The organism is Agrobacterium burrii, from assembly GCF_017313405.1.
Classification (GTDB): Bacteria; Pseudomonadota; Alphaproteobacteria; order Rhizobiales; family Rhizobiaceae; genus Agrobacterium; species Agrobacterium burrii.
Window position 1 is genome coordinate 651,476 of sequence record NZ_JAFLNA010000002.1, and the last position, 22,524, is coordinate 673,999.

The following is a 22,524-nucleotide window of genomic DNA, read 5'->3' on the forward strand; positions in this document are numbered from 1 at the left end:
TCATTCCGGCCTTGAGCCGGAATCCATCCGCCGCGCATCTGCGCGGCGAAAACAATCTTTTCAGCCCCAAGACTGGGGCTGGCTGGATACCGGCTCAAGGCCGATATGACGGCGGTGGGGTAGGCAAGCGCGACACCGTCGCGCCCGTTTTCACTGCGCAGCGGAAAGCTTGGTCTTCTGCTCTTCCATAAAACCGATGCTCGGCAGGCGGTTGGCCTTGGCGAATTCGATCATCTTGCCGGAAGCGTGCAGCTCCTTGACGATCTTGTCGAGAGCGGCCTGCGTGTCGGCCTCGCCCTTGCGCAGCCAGATGACAGAATCGGACGGGATGAGGTCGGTGGGGATCAGGATGCCGTAATCCTTCCACTCATCGGCGCGGTCCTGCAGCATCAGGCTCAGCGTGCCGTTGACGTGAACGGAGACATCACAATTGCCGCCCTTTAGCGCCAGTAGCGATTCCGGCTGGCTCGGCAGCGCCTTCACCTGCGCGCCATATTGCTCGATCAGCGGCTGGGTGTAGTTGGAGCCCTGAGAAACGCAGGCGATCTTGCCCTTCAGATCCGACCAGTCCTTGATGCCACTATCCTTGCGGCCGATGGCAGCGCCACCCTGGCGGTCATAGGGGGTGGGCACGTAGTCCAGCGTTTTGGCGCGTTCTTCAGTGTACTGCATGTTGGCGATCAGAATATCGACCTTGCCCTGCTGCAGGAACTGCACGCGGTTGGGCGGGGTCACGGTTTCGGTGACCAGTTCAACGCCGAGACCGGCGGCCAGCGCCTTGGCAACGTCGATGTTGAGGCCCTTCTGCTCCTGCGTCTTCGGATCGATAAAGCCGAAAGGCGCGCCGGACAGGATGACGCCGACGGTAAGCTTGCCACGACCCTTGATGCGGTCAAGCGTCGCATCGGCGTGAGCGGCGGTCGCCATCGAAGCAATGACGACGGTTCCGGCGATGAGTTTTGCGGCAAATCTGGAAAAAGAGAGGGCCATGGGTATTTCCTTTTGATTGTGAATGGAAACTACATGAGGCACCCGCCAAGAGCGAGAATTGGCATTGCGCGAAAAATAGTATGAATAAAATCGTGTTCCAATAAAGCTTTGAGCGCGAAAAAATATCCTAATAATTTTAAATCGTAGAATCCTGTTCTTTGTCTTCCTGTTTGGGCTTTGTCGCGAAGGGCGGCAGGTAATCCACCTGCTGCCTGCTCACCGGATAGCGAGCGGATGCCGCTTGTTTCTTCTCCCCCCGGGGAGAAGATCGCGGCAGCAGGATGAGGGGGCGAGGGTCGAGACATGCGGAGAGCTTGCCCCCTCATCTGACCCTTCGGGCCATCTTCTCCCCGGCGGGGAGAAGAAACAAGCCGCACGCCCTGTGCTTATCTCCCGGCATTATAGGCCGCAATCGCCGCCATGTTGACGATATCGCTGTCCTTCGCACCCATCGAGGTGATCTGCACCGATTTGTCGAGACCGACGAGCAGCGGGCCGATGACGGTTGCGCCGCCCAGTTCCTGCAGCATCTTGGTGGAGATGGAGGCGGAGTGGATGGCGGGCATGACCAGCACGTTGGCGGCACCGGAAAGGCGGGCAAAGGGATACTGGCTCTGCATACGATGATGGTTGAGCGCCACATCCGCAGACATTTCACCGTCAACCTCGAAATTGACATTGCGCCGGTCGAGGATTTTCACCGCTTCGCGCACCTTGTCGGAGCGTTCGCCGACCGGTTGGCCGAAGGTGGAATAGGCGAGCATGGCGACGCGCGGCTCGTAACCGAAACGGCGGGCGAGGCCGGCCGCCTCTTCGGCGATATCGGCAAGGTCTTCGGCCGACGGCATGTCGTGTACGGCGGTATCGGCCACGAAGACGGTGCGGTTGCGCGAAACGACCAGCGAAACGCCGATGACGCGATGGCCGGGCTTGGTGTTGATGCAGCGGCGGATATCTTCGAGCGCGGTCGAATAGTTGCGGGTAACACCTGTCACCACGGCATCCGCATCGCCCATCGCCACCATGCAGGCGGCGAAATGGTTACGGTCATTGTGGATCAGGCGCTGCACGTCGCGCAGCAGGAAACCGCCGCGCTGCAGCCGCGCATAGAGATAATCGACATAGGCATCGACGCGGCTGGAGAGACGGGCATTGGTGATCTCAATATTGGCCCGGTCGAGATCGATGCCGGCACGTTCCGCATTGGCCTTGATGATATCGTCGCGGCCGAGCAGGATGGCGGTGCCAAGACCTTGAGCGGTGAACGAAATCGCCGCACGCATGACCTGTTCTTCTTCCGCTTCGGCAAAAACGACACGCTTCGGTGAGCGGCGCACGCGCTCGTAGAGACGCTGCGTCGTCGAGGCCATGGGGTCACGTCGGGCGGAAAGCTCGCGGGCATAGGCGTCGAGATCGGGCAACTCGCGCTGGGCGACGCCGGTTTCGATGGCGGCTTTCGCCACGGCCACCGGAATGGCGGAGATCAGGCGCGGATCGAAGGGAACCGGAATGATATATTGCGGCCCGAAACGCGGGCGGTTGCCCTGATAGGCGGCGGCCACATCATCAGGAACGTCTTCACGGGCAAGATCGGCCAGCGCGTTTGCGGCGGCGATCTTCATCGCATCGTTGATCTGGCGGGCGCGAACATCGAGCGCGCCGCGGAAGATATAGGGGAAGCCGAGGACGTTGTTGACCTGGTTCGGGTAATCGGAGCGTCCGGTCGCCATGATGGCATCGTCGCGGATGCGCGACACTTCTTCCGGCGTGATTTCCGGGTCCGGATTGGCCATGGCGAAGATGATCGGCTTCGGGGCCATGGAGCGGATCATGTCTTCGCTGAAAGCACCCTTCTGCGACAGGCCGAACACCACATCCGCACCCTTCATGGCCTCTGCCAGCGTTCGGTTATCGGTCTTGACCGCGTGGGCGGATTTCCACTGGTTCATGCCTTCGGTGCGGCCCTGATAGATCACGCCCTTGGTATCACAGAGCGTGATGTTTTCGGGGTTGAAGCCCATGGCCTTGATGAGGTCCATGCAGGCGATTGCGGCAGCGCCCGCGCCATTGCAGACCAGTTTCGTCGTCTTGAAATCGCGGCCGGTCAATTCAATGGCGTTGATAAGCCCGGCGGCGGCGATGATGGCGGTGCCGTGCTGGTCGTCATGGAAAACGGGAATATCCATCAGCTCGCGCAGGCGGCTTTCGATGATGAAACATTCCGGCGCCTTGATGTCTTCCAGATTGATGCCGCCGAAGGAGGGGCCGAGATACCGCACGCAATTGATGAATTCATCGGCGTCTTCGGTGTCGACTTCGAGGTCGATGGAATCGACATCGGCGAAGCGCTTGAAGAGGACCGATTTGCCTTCCATGACCGGCTTCGACGCAAGCGCGCCGAGATTGCCGAGGCCGAGGATCGCGGTGCCGTTGGAGATGACCGCCACCATGTTGCCGCGCGTCGTGTAATCGTAAGCACTCGCCGGATTTTCGGCGATGGCTTTCACCGGCACAGCCACGCCGGGCGAATAGGCAAGCGACAGATCCCGCTGCGTCGCCATCGGCTTGGTCGGGGTGATTTCCAGTTTCCCCGGTCTGCCTTGCGCGTGGAAATCCAGGGCTTCCTGATCCGTAACCGATGTTCGTGTGCTGGCGGGTTTTGGCGTGTCGGACATGGGCTGTGTGCGCTTTCCTGTCGTTAATCGTATAAAAATATTCGTTGTTGTTATGGTATTTTTTGCACGCCTGCCAAGCGTTGAATGTTGTTCAGTGCAGCAAATTTAGCACGAGTGAATTTTACGGACGTTTCAATCGATTAAGTCGATATGGTTCAATTTTGGGGAGCGGGTTGGCAGATGAATTTCCGCGATCCCTTGCGTCATCGACGCGGCGGATCAGGCGGAACCTCGCGTTTGCCCCGGCGTTAGCAGGATGGGTCCGCAGGCAATCGGCATGTGCTCCCAATGCCCGCCATCCGTTCACCAAGCTTTCACAGAGCGAATTTATGAGCTTGCGCTTGTGTGCCCGTGAACCGATGATGGCGGCATTGGCAAATATGTATATTGTCCGGCGCGCCGGGAAATTTATTAGAGTTGGAAAGGTTTTATTGTGAAGGAACACTCTCGAAAGATCACGCCGGTTCTTCTTGCTGGCGGTGCGGGCTCGCGGCTCTGGCCTGTTTCGCGTGACCAGTTGCCCAAGCAGTTCCAGCCGCTGGTCGGCAATCTTTCGACCTATCAGCAGACGCTGATGCGGGTGGGTGACAAGGGGCTGTATGCCGAACCGCTTGTCATCACCAACGAGGATTTCCGTTTCTTCGCCCGCCGTCAGGCGGAAGAGATCGATCTGCCGGCAACGGTGGTGCTGGAACCTGCCCGCCGCGACAGCGCCGCCGCCATGGCTGCCGCCGCCGTGCTGGCCGAACGCCGCGAGCCCGGTTGTCTGGTTCTGGCGCTCGCCGCCGACCATGTGGTGCTCGATGCCGACAAGTTTTCCGATTCCGTGAAACTCGGGGCCAAGGCCGCCGATCAGGGTAATATTGTCGTCTTCGGTCTGGTCCCGACCGAGCCGCGCACCTCCTATGGTTATATCAAACCGGGCGAGGCGATCGACGGTGAGGCCGATCTCAGCACCGTCGATGCCTTCGTGGAAAAGCCGGATGTAAAGACGGCAATTTCCTATCTCGAAAAGGGCTATCTGTGGAACTCCGGCAACTTCCTGTTCCGCTCCGACGTGATGATCGCCGAACTCAAGGCCTTCGCGCCGGAGATTCTGGCGGCGGTAACGCAGGCGGTCGAGCAATATGAAAGCGACCTTGGCTTTGTGCGCCTGCATCAGGCAAGCTTTGAGGCCTCGCCGAAAAACTCCATCGACTATGCGGTGATCGAAAAAACCAAACGCATGGCGGTGGTGCATGGCCATTTTCGCTGGTCGGATATCGGCAGCTGGGACGCGATCTGGGAGATCGCTGAGAAGCGCGGCAACGACAATGCGCTGGAAGGCGATGGCGTCTTCATTGATTCCGAGGGTTGCCTCATTCATTCCACGCAATTGCTGACGACGGTGGTGGGCGCGAAGGATCTGGTGGTGGTGGCCACCAAGGATGCGGTTCTGGTGGTGCCGAAAAACCGGGTGCAGGATGTCAAGGGTCTGGTGGAGACGCTGAAGGACAGCGACTATGCGCCGCGAACGCAAGCGCACAAACGTGTTTATCGCCCCTGGGGATACATCGAACACATGTATGTGGATAAGCGCTACCGTGTCGGTCACATCACGGTCGATCCCGGCCACCGCATCTCGTTTCAGAGACATTATCACCGCTCGGAACACTGGATCGTCGTCAAGGGAACAGCGACGGTGACGATTGGCGAAGAGACGAAGTTGCTCACGGAAAACCAGTCGGTTTATATCCCGATCGGCCAGCCGCACCGGCTGGCCAATGAGGGGCAAATCCCGCTCGAACTGGTGGAAATCCAGACCGGGGCCTATATCGGCGAGGATGATGTCATTCGCATCGAGGATGATTACAAGCGGCAATAGATGTTGTGCGCTAGAGCTATATCTAATAGCGAAAAACGGCAGTCGGGCAGACTGCCGTTTCTTCGTTCAGGATGCCAGCGCGTTCACGCAATGGGCGAAGGCATGGGAAAACATTGCTGCCTCCAGTCCCCGACGCCAGAACAGCCATCCGAACAATAGGCCGGGGATAAAATTGGCGAGCAGAATTGTAATGATCAGCGACGGCTGCGGCTGAGCGGCAATCGTAAACAGAAGCGGCAGATGGCCGGCGGCGAATAGGGTGGCGGCTAACACGATGGCGGCCCATAAAATGGCCGGCCGGACTTCACCCTTGCTGCCCAAGCGCCAGAGTGCCCATGCGAAAAATGACATCAGGCCCCATCGGGTCAGCAACTCTTCCGTGATGCCGCCGTAAAGAATTCGGGTTGTCAGCGGAACGGAAAAAGCGGTCATCTTTGCCATGGTCGCCGCATCCGTGACCGATGGCAGGATTACCCGCGCATAGGCGATCATCAGCAGGCCGACGGCGAGACCCACCAGTAGTGCGGGCGGCACCTGCCTTCGTAGTATTGCGCTGAGATTGCCTCCCTGCAGCCAGGCATCGACCAGCGGCGCGCCAAACCCGACTTTTACGGCCAGAGCCTGGCCGACCGCGACCGCCGCGACGGTCAGAATTGCCGGCTGGATCAGCATCAACAGGCGCATCGCCAGTGAAAATTGCACGCCCGGCGCAAGCTGCTCGAACCCCGCCAGTAAAAGCGATGCGACACCGGCCAAACCGATGATCAAAAGAATATGCAAACGTTTCATGGTCTTTTTGCCTGTTTGCCTTGGCCCGCCCGGTCTTGTGCCGGGGTGAAGTCCGTTCCAACACGGTAAAGGATCGGCATTGCCGGTAAGTTACGCCGCGCGATTCCGTGTTTCGGCCAGTCATTCCGCATTTTCGGGCCCTCTGAAACGCCTCGCGAAAGCGACGGCGAGATTCGTGTTTTGGGCGGTTGCCTAATCAAAAATCTTCGCATACGTTCCTACTGCAACGTTTCAGTGAGGGAGGAGACTCATGCGAATGCGTGTTATTTCTGCGGCCTTTTTGGCCAGTGTTATTATACCGGCGGGTATGGCTGGGGCTACCGATTTGGAAGTTACCCATTGGTGGACATCGGGCGGCGAAGCCGCAGCGGTCGCCGAACTCGCCAAGGCTTTCGATGCGACAGGCAATAAATGGGTGGATGGTGCGATTGCCGGTTCGGGCGGCACTGCCCGTCCGATCATGATCAGCCGCATCACCGGCGGCGACCCGATGGGCGCTACCCAGTTCAACCATGGCCGACAGGCGGAAGAGCTGGTGCAGGCCGGCCTGATGCGTGATCTTTCCGACGTTGCCGCAAAGGGCAATTGGAAAGACGTCATCAAACCGGCAAGCCTGCTCGACAGCTGCACGATCGACGGCAAGATCTATTGTGCGCCGGTCAACATCCATTCCTGGCAATGGCTGTGGCTTTCCAACGCAGCCTTCAAGAAGGCGGGCGTCGAGGTTCCGAAGAACTGGACCGAATTCGTTGCCGCAGCACCGGCGCTGAAAAAGGCTGGTATCCAACCGCTGGCGCTCGGTGGGCAGGCATGGCAGGCCAACGGCCTGTTTGACACGCTGACGCTTTCGATCGGCGGCAAGGACCTCTATCAGAAAGTCTATGGCGACAAGGATGCCGAGGCGGCAGCTGGCCCTGATATGGCGAAGATTTTCGCAGCAGCCGTCGATGCCCGCGATATGGCCAAGGGCACCAATGTTCAGGACTGGAACCAGGCCACCAACATGGTCATAACAGGCAAAGCCGGCGGCCAGATCATGGGTGACTGGGCGCAGGGTGAATTCCAGCTGGCCAATCAGAAGGCCGGTACGGATTATTCCTGCCTGCCGGGTCTCGGCCTCAACGACTACATCACCACGGGCGGCGACGCCTTTTATTTCCCGGTCCTGAAAGACGAGGCGAAAACCAAGGCGCAGGACGTGCTGGCGGCAACCATCGTCGATCCGAAAACGCAGGTCGCCTTTAACCTGAAGAAGGGTTCCTTGCCCATCCGCGGCGACGTCGATCTCAACGCCGCCAATGATTGCATGAAAAAGGGTCTGGCAATTCTGGCCAAAGGCAATGCGCTCACCAGCACCGACCAGCTGATTTCCGCCGATACGCAGAAACAGAAGGAAGACCTGATGGCGGAATTCTTCGCCGGCTCGATGTCGGCGGCAGATGGCCAGAAGCGCTTCGCGGACCTCATCGGTGCGGCTGACTGATTGTGATCTCTCCGGGTTGGGGAGCGGTTCGCCGCTCCCCCTCTCCAGCCTCAGGTCTGTGGAATAAGTATCAGCACGGGCAGGGGTTTGATGCGGCAAGGCTTTTGCCTGACCGCTAACTGTAACGTTACAGGAGGAGGTAACATGGCAAGTCAAACGCGCTCCAGGCGTCCCAATCAGCTTTTTCGCAATCTCAATTCCAAGATTGCCTCCATCCCCATGATATTGACCGCCATGGTGATCTTCCTCGGCGGCACGGTCTGGACGGTGATTTATTCCTTCACCAATTCCAAGCTTCTGCCGCGCGCCAGTTTCATCGGTTTCGACCAGTATGAACGGCTATGGGCCGCGCCGCGCTGGATCATTTCCATTCAGAATCTGGCGATTTATGGCATTCTGTCGCTGATCTTCAGCCTTGTCATCGGCTTTGTGCTGGCGGCGCTGATGGACCAGAAAATCCGGTTCGAGAATACATTCCGCACCATTTTCCTCTATCCCTTTGCATTGTCCTTCATTGTTACCGGGCTTGTCTGGCAATGGCTGTTGAACCCGGAATTCGGTATCCAGTCCGTGGTCCGCTCGATGGGCTGGGAAAGCTTCACCTTCGATCCGCTCTATAATTCGCAGATCGTCATCTACGGCATTCTGATTGCCGCGCTCTGGCAGGGCACCGGGCTCGTCATGTGCCTGATGCTGGCGGGTCTGCGCGGCATAGACGAGGATATCTGGAAGGCGACGCGTGTTGACGGCATTCCGATGTGGAAGACCTATATCCTCATCATCATTCCCATGATGCGACCTGTCTTCATCACCACCCTCGTCATCATCGCCAGCGGCATCGTCAAGGTCTACGATCTGGTTGTGGCGCAGACCAGCGGCGGGCCGGGTATCGCTTCTGAGGTGCCGGCGAAATATGTCTATGACTACATGTTTCAGGCACAAAATCTGGGGCAGGGTTTTGCCGCCTCGACCATGATGCTTCTCACCGTCGCGATCATCGTCGTTCCATGGGCCTACCTCGAATTCGGAGGCAAGAAGCGTGGCTAATATCAGCACATTGAACACGGTGGCCGTTGCCACGGATGCGGTTGCGAGCGACCTTTCCGGCCCGCGTGGCAGGAAACCGAGAAAAACCTTCTCCCGCCGAAACATCATTCTTTACGGCATGCTGTTCGTCGCCGCCGCCTATTACCTTTTGCCGCTTTACGTGATGGTCGTCACCTCGCTGAAGGGTATGCCGGAAATCCGTCTCGGCAACATCTTCGCGCCGCCGGTGGAAATTACCTTCGAACCATGGGTCAAGGCCTGGGCGAATGCCTGCACGGGCCTGAACTGCGACGGGCTTTCGCGCGGCTTCTGGAACTCCGTGCGCATTCTCGTGCCTTCCGTCATCATTTCGATCGCCGTCGCCTCCGTCACCGGCTACGCGATCGCCAACTGGAAATTCAAGGGGTCGGAGCTGTTCTTCTCGATCCTCATCATCGGCGCCTTCATCCCCTATCAGGTGATGATCTATCCGATCGTCATCGTGCTGCGGGAAATGGGCGTTTATGGCACGCTGACCGGCCTCGTCATCGTGCACACCATCTTCGGCATGCCGATCCTGACGCTGCTTTTCCGCAATTATTTCGCCTCTTTGCCGGAAGAACTGTTCAAGGCGGCGCGCATCGACGGCGCCAATTTCTGGCAAATCTATTTCCGCATCATGTTGCCCATGTCGCTGCCGATCTTCGTTGTCGCGATGATCCTGCAGGTGACCGGCATCTGGAACGACTTCCTGTTCGGCGTGGTGTTCACGCGGCCGGAATATTACCCGATGACGGTGCAGCTCAATAATATCGTCAACTCCGTGCAGGGCGTGAAGGAATACAACGTCAACATGGCCGCAACCCTTCTGACGGGTGCCGTGCCGCTGATCGTCTATTTCGTCTCCGGCAGGCTTTTCGTCCGCGGTATTGCCGCAGGCGCAGTAAAAGGTTGAGTTATATGAACAAAAGCGTTTCCATCCGCGATCTTTCCCTGTCCTTCGGTGCCGTTACCGTGCTGAAAGACCTCAATCTCGATATTTACGACGGCGAATTCCTCGTGCTGCTCGGCTCTTCCGGCTGCGGCAAGTCGACCCTTCTCAACTGCATCGCCGGGCTTCTGGAGCCGACCGACGGGCAGATCTTCATCAAGGACCGCAACGTCACCTGGGAAGAACCCAAGGATCGCGGCATCGGCATGGTGTTCCAGTCCTATGCGCTCTATCCGCAGATGACGGTGGAGAAGAACCTCTCCTTCGGCCTTCAGGTCGCGAAGGTGCCGAAAGAGGAAATCGACCGGCGCGTCAAACGGGCCGCCGGCATATTGCAGATCGAGCCGCTGCTGAAGCGCAAGCCCGCCGAACTTTCCGGCGGCCAGCGTCAGCGCGTGGCGATCGGCCGGGCGCTGGTGCGCGATGTTGACGTGTTCCTGTTCGACGAACCGCTCTCCAACCTCGACGCCAAGCTGCGCTCGGAACTACGCGTCGAGATCAAGCGCCTGCACCAGGCGCTGAAGAACACCATGATTTATGTGACGCATGATCAGATCGAGGCGCTGACGCTGGCGGATCGCATCGCCATCATGAAAAGCGGCGTCATCCAGCAGCTGGCCGATCCTGTCACGATCTACAACAAACCGAGGAACCTCTTCGTCGCCGGCTTCATCGGTTCGCCGTCGATGAATTTTCTGCGCGGCGAGCTGATCGAAAAGGACGGCAAGGTGGTGTTCACCACCAATGGCGTCACCTTCTCGCTGGATGGTTATCAGCCGGAAACGCCGCTCACCGCCGGCCGCGCCGTGGTTCTCGGCGTTCGTCCCGAACATGTGCGTGTCGATGCCGATATCCTCAGTGGCGAGGTGCATGAGGCGGTGGTCGATATCGAGGAGCCGATGGGCGCCGACAATCTGATCTGGCTGAAACATGCCGGCCACACCATGTCGGTGCGCGTCGGCGGCCACCGGCGGTTTTCGCCCGGCACCAAGGTTCGCCTCGGCCTCGACCTGACAATGGCCTCGTTGTTCGACGCCGAGAGCGAGGATCGGCTTTAGAGGCTCGGTAATTCCCCCACACACAATCCCAAGACGCAAAATCTCTATGGAGGAGACAATGACAGAACTCGGTTTTCAGCTTTACAGCGCCCGCAATTTCCAGCCTTTTTCCGATATTTTGAAGAAGCTCTCGGCGGCGGGTTACAAACAGGTCGAAGGTTACGGCGCCATGTATGCGTCGCTGGATGAGGCCGGTTTGAAGGCTCTGCGCGCCGAACTCGACGCCAACGGTCTTTCCATGCCAACCGGCCATTTCGGCCTCGACCTTCTGGAAGGCGATCCGAAAAAGGCGCTCAATATTGCGAAAGTTCTCGGCGTGGAGGCGATCTATTGCCCCTATCTTATGCCCGACCAGCGCCCCGCGGATGCGGCCGGCTGGTTCGCCTTTGGCAAGCGCCTGCAGGAAGCCGGCAAGCCCTTCGTGAATGCCGGGCTGACCTTCGGCTGGCACAACCACGATTTCGAATTCAAGGCGCTCGAGGATGGCTCCACCCCGCAGGAGCAGATTTTTGCCGGCGGGCCGGACCTGAAGTGGGAAGCGGATATCGCCTGGATTATCAGGGGCAACGCCGATCCGCTTGCCTGGATCGAAAGTTACGGCAAGCGCATCACCGCCGTGCATGTGAAGGATATCGCGCCCGCAGGCGAAAACGCGGATGAAGATGGCTGGGCCGATGTCGGTCACGGCACCGTGGACTGGAAGGGTCTCATTGCCGCGCTGAAGGCGAAATCCGCCACGAAACATTTCGTGGTCGAGCACGACAATCCGAAAGATATCGACCGGCTGATCACCCGCTCGATCGCCTCGTTCAAAACCTATTAAGTCTCAATCCGGAGTTTTCATCATGCAAAGGGATCTTGGCGTCGGCATCATCGGATGCGGCAACATCTCGTCTGCTTATTTCTCGCTGGCGCCGCTCTTCAAGGGCATCAAGGTGCTGGCCTGCGCCGACCTTAACCGCAATGCCGCCGAACTGCGGGCGGAAGAATTCGGCGTTGTCGCGCAGTCCATCGAGGAACTGCTCGCCAACCCCGAAGTCGACGTGGTGGTGAACCTCACCATTCCCGCCGCGCATTTCCCGGTGTCGAAAGCAGCACTCGAAGCGGGCAAACACGTCTATTCGGAAAAGCCGCTGGTGCTATCGCTGGAAGAGGGCGAAGAACTGCGGCGGATCGCCCGCGAGAAGAAGCTTTCCGTCGGCTGCGCACCAGATACCTTCCTTGGCGGTTCGCATCAGCTTGCCCGGCAATATATCGATGACGGCAAGGTCGGGCGCATCACCTCAGGCACATGCCACGTCATGAGCCCCGGCATGGAGATGTGGCACCCCAATCCCGGCTTCTTCTTCCTGAAGGGTGGCGGGCCGATCCTCGATCTCGGTCCTTATTATGTCGCCAACCTCATCAACCTTATCGGCCCGGTCAAGCGCGTCGGTGCGCTGACGACAATGGCCAACCCCACCCGCACGGTGACCAGCCAGCCGCTGAACGGCGAAATCATCCCGGTGGAAACGCCGACCAATATCCACGCTCTGCTGGAATTCGTGAACGGCGCGACGATCACGCTTTCGGCCAGTTGGGATGTGTGGTCGCATCGCCATGCCAATATGGAGCTTTACGGCACGGAAGGCTCGATCTACGTGCCGGACCCGAACTTCTTCGGCGGTGTGGTGGAAGCCAGCGGTCGCGATAAGGATATCCAGCCGCTGGAAGACTGGGCGCATCCCTTCGGCGTCTCCAATCAGGAAAGCCCGAACGGCCCGCGCGCCAATTATCGCACGGCCGGCCTTGCCGATATGGCGATTGCCATTCTGGAAGGCCGGGATGCCCGCTGCTCGCTGGATCGTTCCCTGCACGGCATCGACGTGATGACCTCGATCCTGAAGTCAGGCGAAGAAGGTCGTTTCATCGAGATGACGACGACGTGCACCCAGCCAGCCGCTCTCGGCATCGAGGAAGCGCAGGCGCTGCTGCGTTAAGCCATAAAGCGATTGGAAAGCGGCGAAGGTGACTTCGCCGCTTTTGTGTTTTTGGCAAAGCCCTTCACAAATCCAGCACTTTGCTGTAAAGCCGCCCCCTGTAATCCGGTCGCAGCCCACCCGGTCAAAACAAGGGATCCCAACTTATGAAAACCATCGTCATCTGCTCCGGCGGATTGGACTCCGTTTCGCTTGCCCATAAAATCGCGGCGGAACACGAACTTCTCGCTCTCGTCTCCTTCGATTATGGCCAGCGCCACAAGAAGGAACTGGATTTCGCCGCCAGTTGCGCCACGCGCCTTGGCGTGCAGCATCATGTCATCGATATCAGAACCATCGGCGCGCATCTCACCGGCTCGGCGCTGACTGATGATATCGACGTGCCTGATGGCCATTATGCGGAGGAGACCATGCGCTCCACCGTCGTGCCGAACCGCAATGCCATCATGCTCACCATCGCTTTTGGCCTTGCCGCTGCACAGCAGGCGGATGCGGTGGCGATTGCCGTGCATGGCGGCGATCATTTCATCTATCCCGATTGCCGTCCGGGCTTCATCGACAGTTTCAACGCCATGCAGGCGCATGCGCTGGAAGGTTATGCCGATGTCACCCTGTTTGCGCCCTACGTCACCGTCTCGAAGGCGGCAATCGTTACCGATGCGGTGAAATACGGAACGCCCTTTGGCGAAACATGGTCCTGTTACAAGGGCGGCCTCACCCATTGCGGCCGCTGCGGCACCTGCGTGGAGCGGCGCGAGGCTTTTCATCTGGCCGGCGTTACCGACCCGACCGATTATGAAGACCCGGATTTCTGGGTGGCGGCCACCCACGCCTTTGCGGCACAGGAGGTGCGCTGATGTTTCGCATCACCAAGGAATTTCACTTTTCCGCTTCGCACCAGCTGAAAAGCCTGCCCGCCGATCACCAGTGCAGCCGTCTGCATGGCCATAACTACATCGTCGAGGTGGAACTGAAGGGCGAAGCGCTGAACGAGCACGGTTTCGTGCGCGACTATCACGAGCTTGCGCCGCTGAAGCACTACATCGACGCCCAGTTCGACCATCGCCATCTGAACGATGTTCTCGGCCATGACCGGGTGACGGCGGAATGCCTTGCGAAGCATTTTTACGACTGGTGCAAGGATCGACTGCCGGAAACCAGCGCCGTGCGGGTCAGCGAAACCGCCAAGACCTGGGCGGAATATCGGCCATGACGGCGGCTGCACAAAAGATTGCAGCCAAGGCCCCCCCGATCCGCATCAGCGAAATCTTCGGCCCCACTATTCAGGGTGAGGGGCCGCTGATCGGTCTGCCAACGGTTTTCGTGCGCACCGGTGGCTGCGACTACCGCTGTTCCTGGTGCGATACGCTGCATGCCGTCGATAGCGATTACCGCGAGACGTGGATACCGATGCCGGTCGAGGCGATCTGGCAGGAGGTGCGGCGGCTTTCGGGCGGCGTGCCGCTGACGGTGTCGCTGTCAGGCGGTAATCCGGCCATCCAGCCGCTTGGGCCGTTGATCGCCAAGGGGCAGGGCGGGGGTTATCGTTTCGCGCTGGAAACGCAGGGCAGTGTCGCCAAAGACTGGTTTGCCGATCTCGACCATCTGGTGCTGAGCCCTAAACCGCCATCGAGCGGCATGGAAACGGACTGGCAGGCTCTCGAAAACTGTCTCGCCGCCGCCGGCGATGGACCGCAGGTGGCGTTGAAGATCGTGGTTTTTGACGATGCGGATTATGCCTATGCCAAAGCGGCATCCGCGCGTTTCCCGAACCTGCCGGTTTATCTCCAGCCCGGCAACCATACCCCGCCGCCGCCGGATGATGACGATGCGCGCGTGGATATCGACGGGGTGATGGACCGGATGTTGTGGCTGGTGGACAAGGTCAGCGAAGACCGCTGGTTTTCGGCGCGAGTGCTGCCGCAACTGCATGTGTTGTTGTGGGGGAATAAGCGCGGGGTGTGAAGCTGCGCGGGAGTGAAATTCCACGCTGTAGCTTGCATCCTCAAGAAGCGCACAATGTATTGAGCGAGTGGAAGCCGCTTGTTTCTTCTCCCCGAGGGGGAGAAGGTCGCGGCAGCGGGATGAGGGGGCAAGGGCAGTGAGTTACGGCAACGTTGCCCCCTCATCCGACCCTTCGGGCCACCTTCTCCCCCGGCGGGGAGAAGAAACATGCGGCAACGTTTTGCCGCATGTTGTTCTTTCATATCAAGCTGAAACAGCCACCTCGCGCCTCTCCCGATCCGCGATGATAGATAGATCGAGCACCTTCTGCAGATTGGCCGCGTGGCGGAAATCCGGATCGGCCGGCCCGCCTTCCATGACGGCCTTGGCGAATTTTTCGTAATTCGTCGGTACGGGGTCGACATCGATCGTCTTCCAGATCGCCTTTTCCACATCCTCGCCAATGCAGGCACGCAGGCTGGAATAGTCTGGCGTGTGGATGACTTCCAGCGCGCCCTTATCGCCATGGATGCGCAGGCGAAGTTCGTTGAGGTGACCCGTCGCCCAGCGGCTGGCGTGGATGACGCCCATGGCGCCGTTTTCCATTTCGGCGGTCATGGTGAAGCTGTCATTGGCGTCGAGGTCGTAGACGCCGATTTTGTTGCCCTCATATTTGTCGAAGGTCTTCAGCCGCGTAAAGATGCGTTCCACATCGCTTCCCGCGCCATAGGAGGCGAAGTCGAGAATGTGGATGCCGACATCGCCGAGAACGCCATTCGAGCCGTGCTTGGTGGAAAGCCGCCAAAGCCACTTGCTCTCCGTCATCCAGTCGCCCCAGGCCTTGGAGACGAGCCAGCTCTGGAGATAGGAGGCCTCGAGATGGCGGACCTTGCCGATCTTGCCGGCCAACACCATCTCGCGCGCCGCCTGCAAGGGGGCGACATTGCGATAGGTGAGGTTGACCATGGCAACGAGGCCGGCCTTTTCGGCGGCATCGGCCATTTCGGCAGCCTTGGCGTAGTTTTCCGCCAACGGCTTTTCGCAGAAGACGTGCTTGCCGGCCGCCAGCAGCTTCAGGCTGGTGGGATGGTGGATGGCATCCGGCGTGACATTCGCTGCCGCGTCGAATTCACCCCAGGCAATGGCGTCATCCAGCGAGGTGAAGGAGAGCGGGATGTTGTGGCGGAGCGCAAAGCCGCGCACCACCACATCGTCCACATCCACCGCCGCGACCAGTTCGACGCCGGGGATTTGCGAGAAATAGGTGGCATGGTTGTTGGCCATGCCACCGGTTCCGAGAATGAGAAGTCTCATGGCTGTTTACCTGTAACCTGCTTCGCCTGCCTTGTGCAGCTTGGGGCCGCGTTCCTCGATCGGCTCCAGCGCCTGTTCGACTGGAACATTGGGTGCGGCATGGATGCTCGTCAGTGCGCCGACCGGATTATAGGCCCATTTTACCGAGTTGCTGATGACCTTCTGGACATTGGCGTCGTGATAGGTGGGATAGGTTTCGTGGCCGGGGCGGAAATAGAAGATATTGCCGGCACCACGACGCCAGGTGAGACCGGAACGGAAGACCTCGCCGCCCTGGAACCAAGAGATGAACACGGTTTCCAGCGGCTCCGGCACGGAGAACTGCTCGCCATACATTTCCTCGTTTTCCAGCTCGAAATGTTCCGGCAGGCCGGCGGCGATCGGGTGACGTGGATTGATGGTCCACAGACGCTCGCGTTCGCCCGCCTCACGCCATTTCAGCGCGCAGGGCGTGCCCATCAACCGCTTGAACGGCTTGGAGAAGTGGCCGGAATGCAGGACGATGAGGCCCATGCCTTCCCAGACGCGCTTGGCGACACGCTCGACGATCTCGTCCTGAACCGCGCCATGGTCCTTGTGGCCCCACCAGACCAGAACGTCGGTCTTGTCGAGACGCTCCTGCGACAGGCCATGTTCCGGCTCCTGCAGCGTGGCGGTGGTGGCGTTGATCTCAGGGTTCTGGTTCAGTGCATCGGCAATAGTGTTGTGCATGCCGTTTGGATAGATCGAACGCACCGTCTCATTGATGTGTTCGTGGATATTTTCGCCCCATACAACGGTGTTGATGGTCATTGTCATGCTCCTCGGTGAAAGCCGGGACCTTGGGTGATCCCGGCGAAAGTTGAAATTTCAGGCAGCGCCGCGTACGGGATTGCGGGCCAGCGCCTGGCCTTGATTGTCGAAACGATGGATCTGCGCCGCATCGGCCACGAGCGTGATGCGCTCGCCAGCCTTGCGATCGGTCACGCCCTCTTCGCGCACGACGATGGGTTCGCCAGCGCCGATCTCGACATAGATGAAGCTGTCCGATCCCAGCATTTCCGAATGCACGATCTCGCCGCTCCAGCCGTTCTCGCCGGTGGTGACGGTGATATGTTCGGGGCGAATGCCGATGGTCGCCGCGCCTTCCGCCTCGGCATATTTGCCTGTGAGGAAGTTCATCTTCGGCGAGCCGATGAAGCCGGCGACGAAGGTGTTGACAGGGCTTTCGTAAAGCTCCAGCGGCGTGCCGATCTGCTCGACGCGGCCATCACGCAACACGCAGATGCGGTCAGCGAGCGTCATTGCCTCCACCTGGTCGTGCGTGACGTAGATCATCGTCGTGTCATGCATCGAGCGGTGCAGCTTGGCGATTTCCAGACGCGTGGCAACGCGCAATGCCGCATCGAGGTTGGAAAGCGGCTCGTCGAACAGAAACACCTTCGGATCGCGCACGATGGCGCGGCCGATGGCGACGCGCTGGCGCTGGCCGCCGGAAAGCTGCTTCGGCAGGCGTTCCAGATAGGGCGTGAGCTGCAGCATCTCGGCTGCCGCTTCGACGCGCTTCTTCCGTTGTTCCTTGTCCGCGCCTGATAGCTTCATGCCGAAGGCCATGTTTTCGAACACGGTCATGTGTGGATAAAGCGCATAGGACTGGAAGACCATGGCGACGCCGCGTTTGGCGGGCGGCAGGCGGTTGACCGTCTCGCCATCGAAGGAAAGCGTGCCGCCGGAAATTTCCTCCAGCCCGCAGATGAGGCGCAGCAGCGTGGACTTGCCGCAGCCGGAGGGGCCGACGAAGACCATGAACTCGCCGGAGCGGATATCCATGTCGATGCCCTTGATGACATCGAAGGCGCCGAAGGATTTGCGAAGATCGCGCAGTTGAATGGTGGTCATGAGATTTCTCCTAGCCTTTGACGCCGCCGGCGGTGAGGCCGGAGATGATGCGTCGCTGGAAGATCAGAACGAGGACGACGAGCGGGGCGGTGACGATGACGGAGGCCGCCATGATCGTTCCCCAGGGGATTTCGAACTGCGAGCCGCCGGAAAGTAGGGCGATGGCGACCGGCACCGTGCGCTGCTCGTTCGACGAGGTGAAGGTGAGCGCGAAGAGGAATTCGTTCCACGCCGCGATGAAGGCGAGAAGCCCAGTCGTGACCAGCGCCGGCCACATCAGCGGCATGAAGACCTGCGTGATGATGACCCATGGCGTCGCGCCATCGACAATCGCTGCTTCCTCGATCTCTATCGGCAGGTCGCGCATGAAGGTTGTCAGCACCCACACCGTGAAGGGCAGGGTGAAGATCATGTAGGAAAAGATCAGCGCTAAGGGCGTGTTGAAGATGCCCGCCCAGCGGATCAGTTCGAACAGGCCGGCGAGAACGGCGATCTGCGGGAACATCGAAACCGACAGGATGGTGAGAAGCAGCAGCGCGCGGCCCCGGAAACGGACACGGGCCAGCGCATAGGACGCCGTCACCGCAAGGAACAGCGACAGCACGACGACTGAAGATGCAACGAACAGCGAATTGCCGAGATTGCGCAGGAACGTGCCGTTGCCGATGACGAAGCTGTAATTGGTCAGCGAGAATTCGCGCGGCCAGTAATTGACCTGGAACAGCGCCGAGCCGGATTTCAGGCTGGTCAGGATCGCATAATAAAACGGGAATACCGAGATCACCATGATGATGGCGACCAGGGCGTAAAAGGCTGTGGTCTTGACGATATCGGTGACGGTCATCGCGCGGCTCCATCGGTGTTGACGCGCCCGAGCCACATATAAATGACCGTGATCGAGGCGATGATGAGGAACAGCATGGTGGAGGCCGCAGCACCGTAAGCGAACTTGTCGAAATCAAACAGGTTCTCGCGCGCCAGCACGGACATGGTGCGGGTCTGGGCGTTGTTGGGCGTCAGGATGTAGATGAGGTCGAAGACGCGCATCGCATCCAGCATGCGGAAGATGACGGCGACCATGAGCGCCGGGCGGATCATCGGCAGGGTGACGCGGAAGAACACCTTGACCGGATGAATGCCATCCACCTTGGCCGCCTCATACATATCCTTCGGCACCATCTGCAGGCCGGCGAGGATGAGCAGCGCCATGAAGGGCGTTGTCTTCCAGATATCGACGATCAGCACGGCGACCATCGCAGTATCCGGATTGGCCGTCCAGGCGATTTTTTGCGAGATCAGCCCGAGATTGAGGAACAGGTCGTTCAAGATGCCGAACTGGTCGTTCAGCATCCACGCCCACATCTGCGCCGAAACAATGGTGGGAATGGCCCATGGGACCAAGATGGCGGCGCGCACGAAGCCGCGCCCCTTGAATTCGGCGTTCAGCACCAGCGCGACGATGAGGCCGAGCACGGTTTCGAAGCTGACGGAAAGAATGGTGAATTTCAGCGTATTGAGAACCGCGCCCCACCAGGCGGGATCGGCAAGCAAGCCACGATAGATGGTGCGGCCGCTGCTGAGCGTGATCCAGGTGAGGTAGTTCTTGAGGCCGACGAATTGCGCACCCTCGAGATTGGTAAGCGACGCATCGGTGAAGCTGAACCAGACGGTGCGCACCAGCGGCCAGCCGGCCACTAGCCCAAGCACCAGAAATGTGGGGGCCAGAAACAGCCAGGCGGATTTCAGGCGTTCCGATTGCAGGTCGGAGCCGGTGCCGGATGCCGCGACCGGTCGTTGAAGGGCAATGTCGTTCATGGATATATCTCGCGGTTGGGGCGCGGGAAACGGCCAAATGAGACCGCTGCCCGCGCGGGCCGGATTACCAGCCGTTGCCTTTGAGATCGGTCAGTTCAACCTCGAGCAACTCGAGATTTTCCGCCGCCGTGCCGTTGCCGGAGAGCGTGTTGTGAACCGCGCCCCAGAACTTGGCCGAAACCTCGTTATATTTCACTTTGGCCGAGGCGGAGGGGCGGGGAACGGCGGTCTCGAAGATCGGCTTCCATGTGGGCATGAAGGGCTGTGCGGCCGCGACATCCTTGTCGTCGTAGAGAGAAGCGATAGTCGGCATGTTGGAAAGCTGGACGGCACGCATCTTCTGGGTTTCCTTGGATGCGATGAACTTCACGAGCTGAATGGCCGCCTCCTGATTTGCAGAATATTTCGAGACGGCAAGGTTCCAGCCGCCCAGTGTCGAGGCTGGGGCTTCGCCTTCAGCACCGGCCGGAAGCGGGGTGACGCCGAACTTATCCTTGATGGCGCTATCGGCGCCGTTTCCAAGCGCATAGGCATAGGGCCAGTTGCGCATGAAGACGGAATTGCCGGTCTGCCACACGCCGCGCGCTTCCTCTTCCTTATAGGCGAGCACGCCCTGCGGCGCGATGGCGCCGACCCAGCCCTTGGCTGTTTCAATCGCGGCTGCGGCCTTCTCGTTGTTGATGGAGATATCGCCGTTGGTTTCGACGATGTGTCCACCGCCGGCCGACGCGATCCATTCCAGCGCGTTGCAGGTCAGGCCCTCATAGGCGCTGCCCTGGAAAACGAAGCCCCACAGGTCCTTCTGGCCAGCTGCGCGTTCCTTGTCCTGAACTTCCCTGGCGGTCTCGCTCAGTTCCTTCCAGGTTTTCGGCGGCTGCTTGCCGTATTTTTCCAGAAGATCCTTGCGGTAGAACAGCGCCGGCGCGTCGGTGAACATCGGCATGGCGACGAGCTTGCCGTCCACGGTCTGCGACGCAACGATGGAGGGGAAATGATCGCCGATGACATCCTTGGTCGCTGCGGTCAGATCCACGAATTGCTCGGCCAGCTGCGGCGCCCAGATCACGTCGGTCTGGTAAACGTCGACATCCTTGTTGCCTGCGGCAAGCCACAGCCGGTACTGGCTGAACTGTTCGCTGGATGAAGACGGCATGGTGACGAGATTGACCTTGTGGCCGGTCTCTTTTTCAAAGGCGGCGATCCGCTCTTTGAAAAATGCGACGTTCTTGCCGGTCGAATTGGCGGCGATGGAAATTTCCGCAGCCTGCGCGGAAACGGCGGCAGAAAACACGGCTCCGCACAGGAACAAAGTCTTCATGGAAATATTCATTGTCAAAACTCCTCCGTTGACGCTCTCGATCATCCTCAAAATTGAAAGCGCTTTTGACTGAAAGGAAGCTCGCAAAAGCCGGGCAATCTGTCAATACTCTTTCTAATCGGGCGATTTCTCCTGCAATTTTTAGGCGTTTGCCTTTCAAGAACGCCAACTGTAAGGTTTCAGGAGATGGAAAATTGAAATCGTTTTCAATTTTTGTCGGCTTGAAAAATCTGCAGCGGCAACGCATGCAGGGGCAAATTGGCAAAAAACATGAAGCTCAAGGAATTCGCAGAAAAGGTCGGGCTGTCGCCTACCACCGTCAGCCGGGCGCTGGGCGGCTATCCCGAGGTGCGCGAGGAAACGCGGCAGCGGGTGATGGAGGCTGCGCTGAAATACGGCTACCGGCCCAATGCCAACGCGGTCAGGCTGGCAACCGGCAGGGCCGGCGCCATCGGCGTCGTTATGGGTCGTTCAGGCGGCGGGCATTTCTTTTCGGAATTCATGGGCGGAATGGCGACCCGGCTGGAAGGGGAAGAGACCGACATCCTCGTCAGCGTGACGGTCGACAATGATCTTGACGAGGAGCTGGCGATTTTCAGCCGGCTTGCATCGAGCGGACGGGTGGATGGCATCATCGTGCATTCGCCAAGACCGGAGGATGAGCGCATTGCGCTGCTCAACCGGCTGGGCGTACCTTTCATCGTGCATGGCCGCTCGAAGACAACCTTCGAACATGCCTGGCTCGATATCGACAATCACGACGTGACCTATCGCCCGACGATCCATTTTCTGGAGCGTGGACACAGGCGGATTGCCCTTATCAATGGTCCGGTCGGCCGTACCTTCGTGCAGGATCGAGAACAGGGTTTTCGCGATGCGCTGGCGACCCACGGCATCGCGCCGGATTCGCGTTTCATGATGAGCGAGCATTTCAGCGAAGAGGCGGCCTTCCGTTTTGCCCGTTCGCTTCTGGAGCAGACGCCGCGCCCTACAGCCTTCGTGGCGGGTGCGATGATGACGGCGCAGGGGGTCTATCGCGCTGCAACCCAGATGGGGCTGATCATCGGCAAGGACGTTTCCGTCATCGCTCATGATGACGTGTTTCCTTATCTGACACCGGAAAGCATGATGCCGCCGCTCTCCACCACCCGCTCGCCCATGCGCATGGCCGGCATGCGGGTGACGGACCTGCTGTTGCAGATCGTCGGCGGCCGGCCCGTGCGCGAGGTTCAGGAATTATGGCCGGTGGAGCTGATCTTAAGGGAGTCGGTCGGGCCTGCCTGAACTTGTCGGCATAGCTCACTGATTCCACTCCATTTTGTGAACGTCAGTTGATAGCGTTCGCCTTTCGTCATCTATACGGCAGCAACATCTCATGTATAATCGAAGCAGTCGTGTTC

General features: G+C 59.4%; 21 protein-coding genes. 11 read left to right on the forward strand and 10 right to left on the reverse strand.

The features are described 5' to 3' along the window. Positions 1-150: 150 nt before the first annotated feature. The 3 genes from JZX89_RS06500 to JZX89_RS06510 all read right to left on the reverse strand — a co-directional run bounded on the left by JZX89_RS06500 (position 151) and on the right by JZX89_RS06510 (position 3,665). The gene (locus JZX89_RS06500; protein ID WP_149899213.1) at positions 151-990 is read right to left on the reverse strand and encodes a transporter substrate-binding domain-containing protein; all 840 of its coding nucleotides are present in this window, start codon (positions 988-990) and stop codon (positions 151-153) included. 29 nt (positions 991-1,019) lie between these two features. Continuing rightward, positions 1,020-1,295 carry a hypothetical protein gene (locus tag JZX89_RS06505; protein WP_153514764.1) on the reverse strand — a complete coding sequence of 92 codons (276 nt, stop codon included), beginning with the start codon at positions 1,293-1,295 and terminating at the stop codon, positions 1,020-1,022. A gap of 81 nt (positions 1,296-1,376) precedes the next feature. After that, positions 1,377-3,665, reverse strand: a complete 2,289-nt coding sequence (locus JZX89_RS06510) for an NADP-dependent malic enzyme (RefSeq protein WP_174375293.1) — start codon at positions 3,663-3,665, stop codon at positions 1,377-1,379. Positions 3,666-4,098: 433 nt separating this feature from the next. On the opposite strand from JZX89_RS06510, the gene JZX89_RS06515 reads away from it, so the two are divergent. Continuing rightward, complete coding sequence (locus JZX89_RS06515) at positions 4,099-5,529, forward strand: mannose-1-phosphate guanylyltransferase/mannose-6-phosphate isomerase (RefSeq protein ID WP_207133474.1); 1,431 nt, start codon at positions 4,099-4,101, stop codon at positions 5,527-5,529. 66 nt (positions 5,530-5,595) lie between these two features. Here the strand turns inward: JZX89_RS06515 and JZX89_RS06520 are convergent, their stop codons facing one another. Next, on the reverse strand, positions 5,596-6,318 hold the full coding sequence (locus JZX89_RS06520) for a CPBP family intramembrane glutamic endopeptidase (protein WP_207133477.1): 723 nt from the start codon (positions 6,316-6,318) through the stop codon (positions 5,596-5,598). Between the two features lie 250 nt (positions 6,319-6,568). On the opposite strand from JZX89_RS06520, the gene JZX89_RS06525 reads away from it, so the two are divergent. From JZX89_RS06525 to queE, 9 genes are all read left to right on the forward strand, one after another. Next, positions 6,569-7,801: an ABC transporter substrate-binding protein gene (locus JZX89_RS06525; RefSeq protein ID WP_153517097.1), complete on the forward strand. Its 1,233-nt coding sequence runs from the start codon at positions 6,569-6,571 to the stop codon at positions 7,799-7,801. Positions 7,802-7,945: 144 nt separating this feature from the next. Next, positions 7,946-8,848 carry a carbohydrate ABC transporter permease gene (locus tag JZX89_RS06530; protein ID WP_207133479.1) on the forward strand — a complete coding sequence of 301 codons (903 nt, stop codon included), beginning with the start codon at positions 7,946-7,948 and terminating at the stop codon, positions 8,846-8,848. After that, complete coding sequence (locus JZX89_RS06535; RefSeq protein WP_174375296.1) at positions 8,841-9,782, forward strand: ABC transporter permease subunit; 942 nt, start codon at positions 8,841-8,843, stop codon at positions 9,780-9,782. The genes JZX89_RS06530 and JZX89_RS06535 overlap by 8 nt, the downstream gene beginning before the upstream one ends. 5 nt (positions 9,783-9,787) lie before the next feature. After that, positions 9,788-10,876, forward strand: coding sequence for an ABC transporter ATP-binding protein (locus JZX89_RS06540; RefSeq protein WP_207133481.1), 1,089 nt, complete (start codon positions 9,788-9,790; stop codon positions 10,874-10,876). Between the two features lie 58 nt (positions 10,877-10,934). Then, on the forward strand, positions 10,935-11,699 hold the full coding sequence (locus tag JZX89_RS06545; RefSeq protein ID WP_207133483.1) for a sugar phosphate isomerase/epimerase family protein: 765 nt from the start codon (positions 10,935-10,937) through the stop codon (positions 11,697-11,699). 22 nt (positions 11,700-11,721) lie between these two features. After that, on the forward strand, positions 11,722-12,855 hold the full coding sequence (locus JZX89_RS06550) for a Gfo/Idh/MocA family protein (protein WP_207133492.1): 1,134 nt from the start codon (positions 11,722-11,724) through the stop codon (positions 12,853-12,855). A 146-nt stretch (positions 12,856-13,001) separates the two neighbouring features. Next, positions 13,002-13,712 (forward strand): 7-cyano-7-deazaguanine synthase QueC, encoded by a 711-nt coding sequence (gene queC / locus JZX89_RS06555; protein ID WP_207133493.1) that lies wholly within the window; start codon positions 13,002-13,004, stop codon positions 13,710-13,712. Further along, positions 13,712-14,068: a 6-carboxytetrahydropterin synthase QueD gene (queD, locus tag JZX89_RS06560; RefSeq protein ID WP_207133496.1), complete on the forward strand. Its 357-nt coding sequence runs from the start codon at positions 13,712-13,714 to the stop codon at positions 14,066-14,068. Before queC ends, queD begins: the two co-directional genes overlap by 1 nt. Then, positions 14,065-14,820: a 7-carboxy-7-deazaguanine synthase QueE gene (queE, locus tag JZX89_RS06565; protein WP_207133498.1), complete on the forward strand. Its 756-nt coding sequence runs from the start codon at positions 14,065-14,067 to the stop codon at positions 14,818-14,820. Before queD ends, queE begins: the two co-directional genes overlap by 4 nt. A 243-nt stretch (positions 14,821-15,063) precedes the next feature. On the opposite strand, the gene JZX89_RS06570 is transcribed toward queE, so the two are convergent. From JZX89_RS06570 to JZX89_RS06595, 6 genes are all read right to left on the reverse strand, one after another. After that, a complete protein-coding gene (locus JZX89_RS06570; protein WP_149899200.1) occupies positions 15,064-16,113 on the reverse strand; it encodes a Gfo/Idh/MocA family protein in 1,050 nt (349 codons plus the stop codon). A 6-nt stretch (positions 16,114-16,119) separates the two neighbouring features. Further along, entirely contained in the window at positions 16,120-16,905 is a 786-nt protein-coding gene (locus tag JZX89_RS06575; RefSeq protein WP_207133500.1) for a ThuA domain-containing protein, read from the reverse strand. Positions 16,906-16,962: 57 nt separating this feature from the next. Next, positions 16,963-17,991 carry an ABC transporter ATP-binding protein gene (locus tag JZX89_RS06580; RefSeq protein ID WP_207133502.1) on the reverse strand — a complete coding sequence of 343 codons (1,029 nt, stop codon included), beginning with the start codon at positions 17,989-17,991 and terminating at the stop codon, positions 16,963-16,965. A gap of 10 nt (positions 17,992-18,001) precedes the next feature. After that, positions 18,002-18,835: a carbohydrate ABC transporter permease gene (locus JZX89_RS06585; protein ID WP_207133504.1), complete on the reverse strand. Its 834-nt coding sequence runs from the start codon at positions 18,833-18,835 to the stop codon at positions 18,002-18,004. Beyond that, entirely contained in the window at positions 18,832-19,806 is a 975-nt protein-coding gene (locus tag JZX89_RS06590; RefSeq protein WP_174375305.1) for a carbohydrate ABC transporter permease, read from the reverse strand. Before JZX89_RS06590 ends, JZX89_RS06585 begins: the two co-directional genes overlap by 4 nt. Before the next feature lie 64 nt (positions 19,807-19,870). Further along, complete coding sequence (locus tag JZX89_RS06595; RefSeq protein WP_207133506.1) at positions 19,871-21,136, reverse strand: ABC transporter substrate-binding protein; 1,266 nt, start codon at positions 21,134-21,136, stop codon at positions 19,871-19,873. A 258-nt stretch (positions 21,137-21,394) separates the two neighbouring features. Here JZX89_RS06595 and JZX89_RS06600 point away from each other — a divergent pair, with 258 nt between their 5' ends. After that, positions 21,395-22,408: a substrate-binding domain-containing protein gene (locus JZX89_RS06600; protein WP_207133508.1), complete on the forward strand. Its 1,014-nt coding sequence runs from the start codon at positions 21,395-21,397 to the stop codon at positions 22,406-22,408. Positions 22,409-22,524 lie beyond the last annotated feature (116 nt).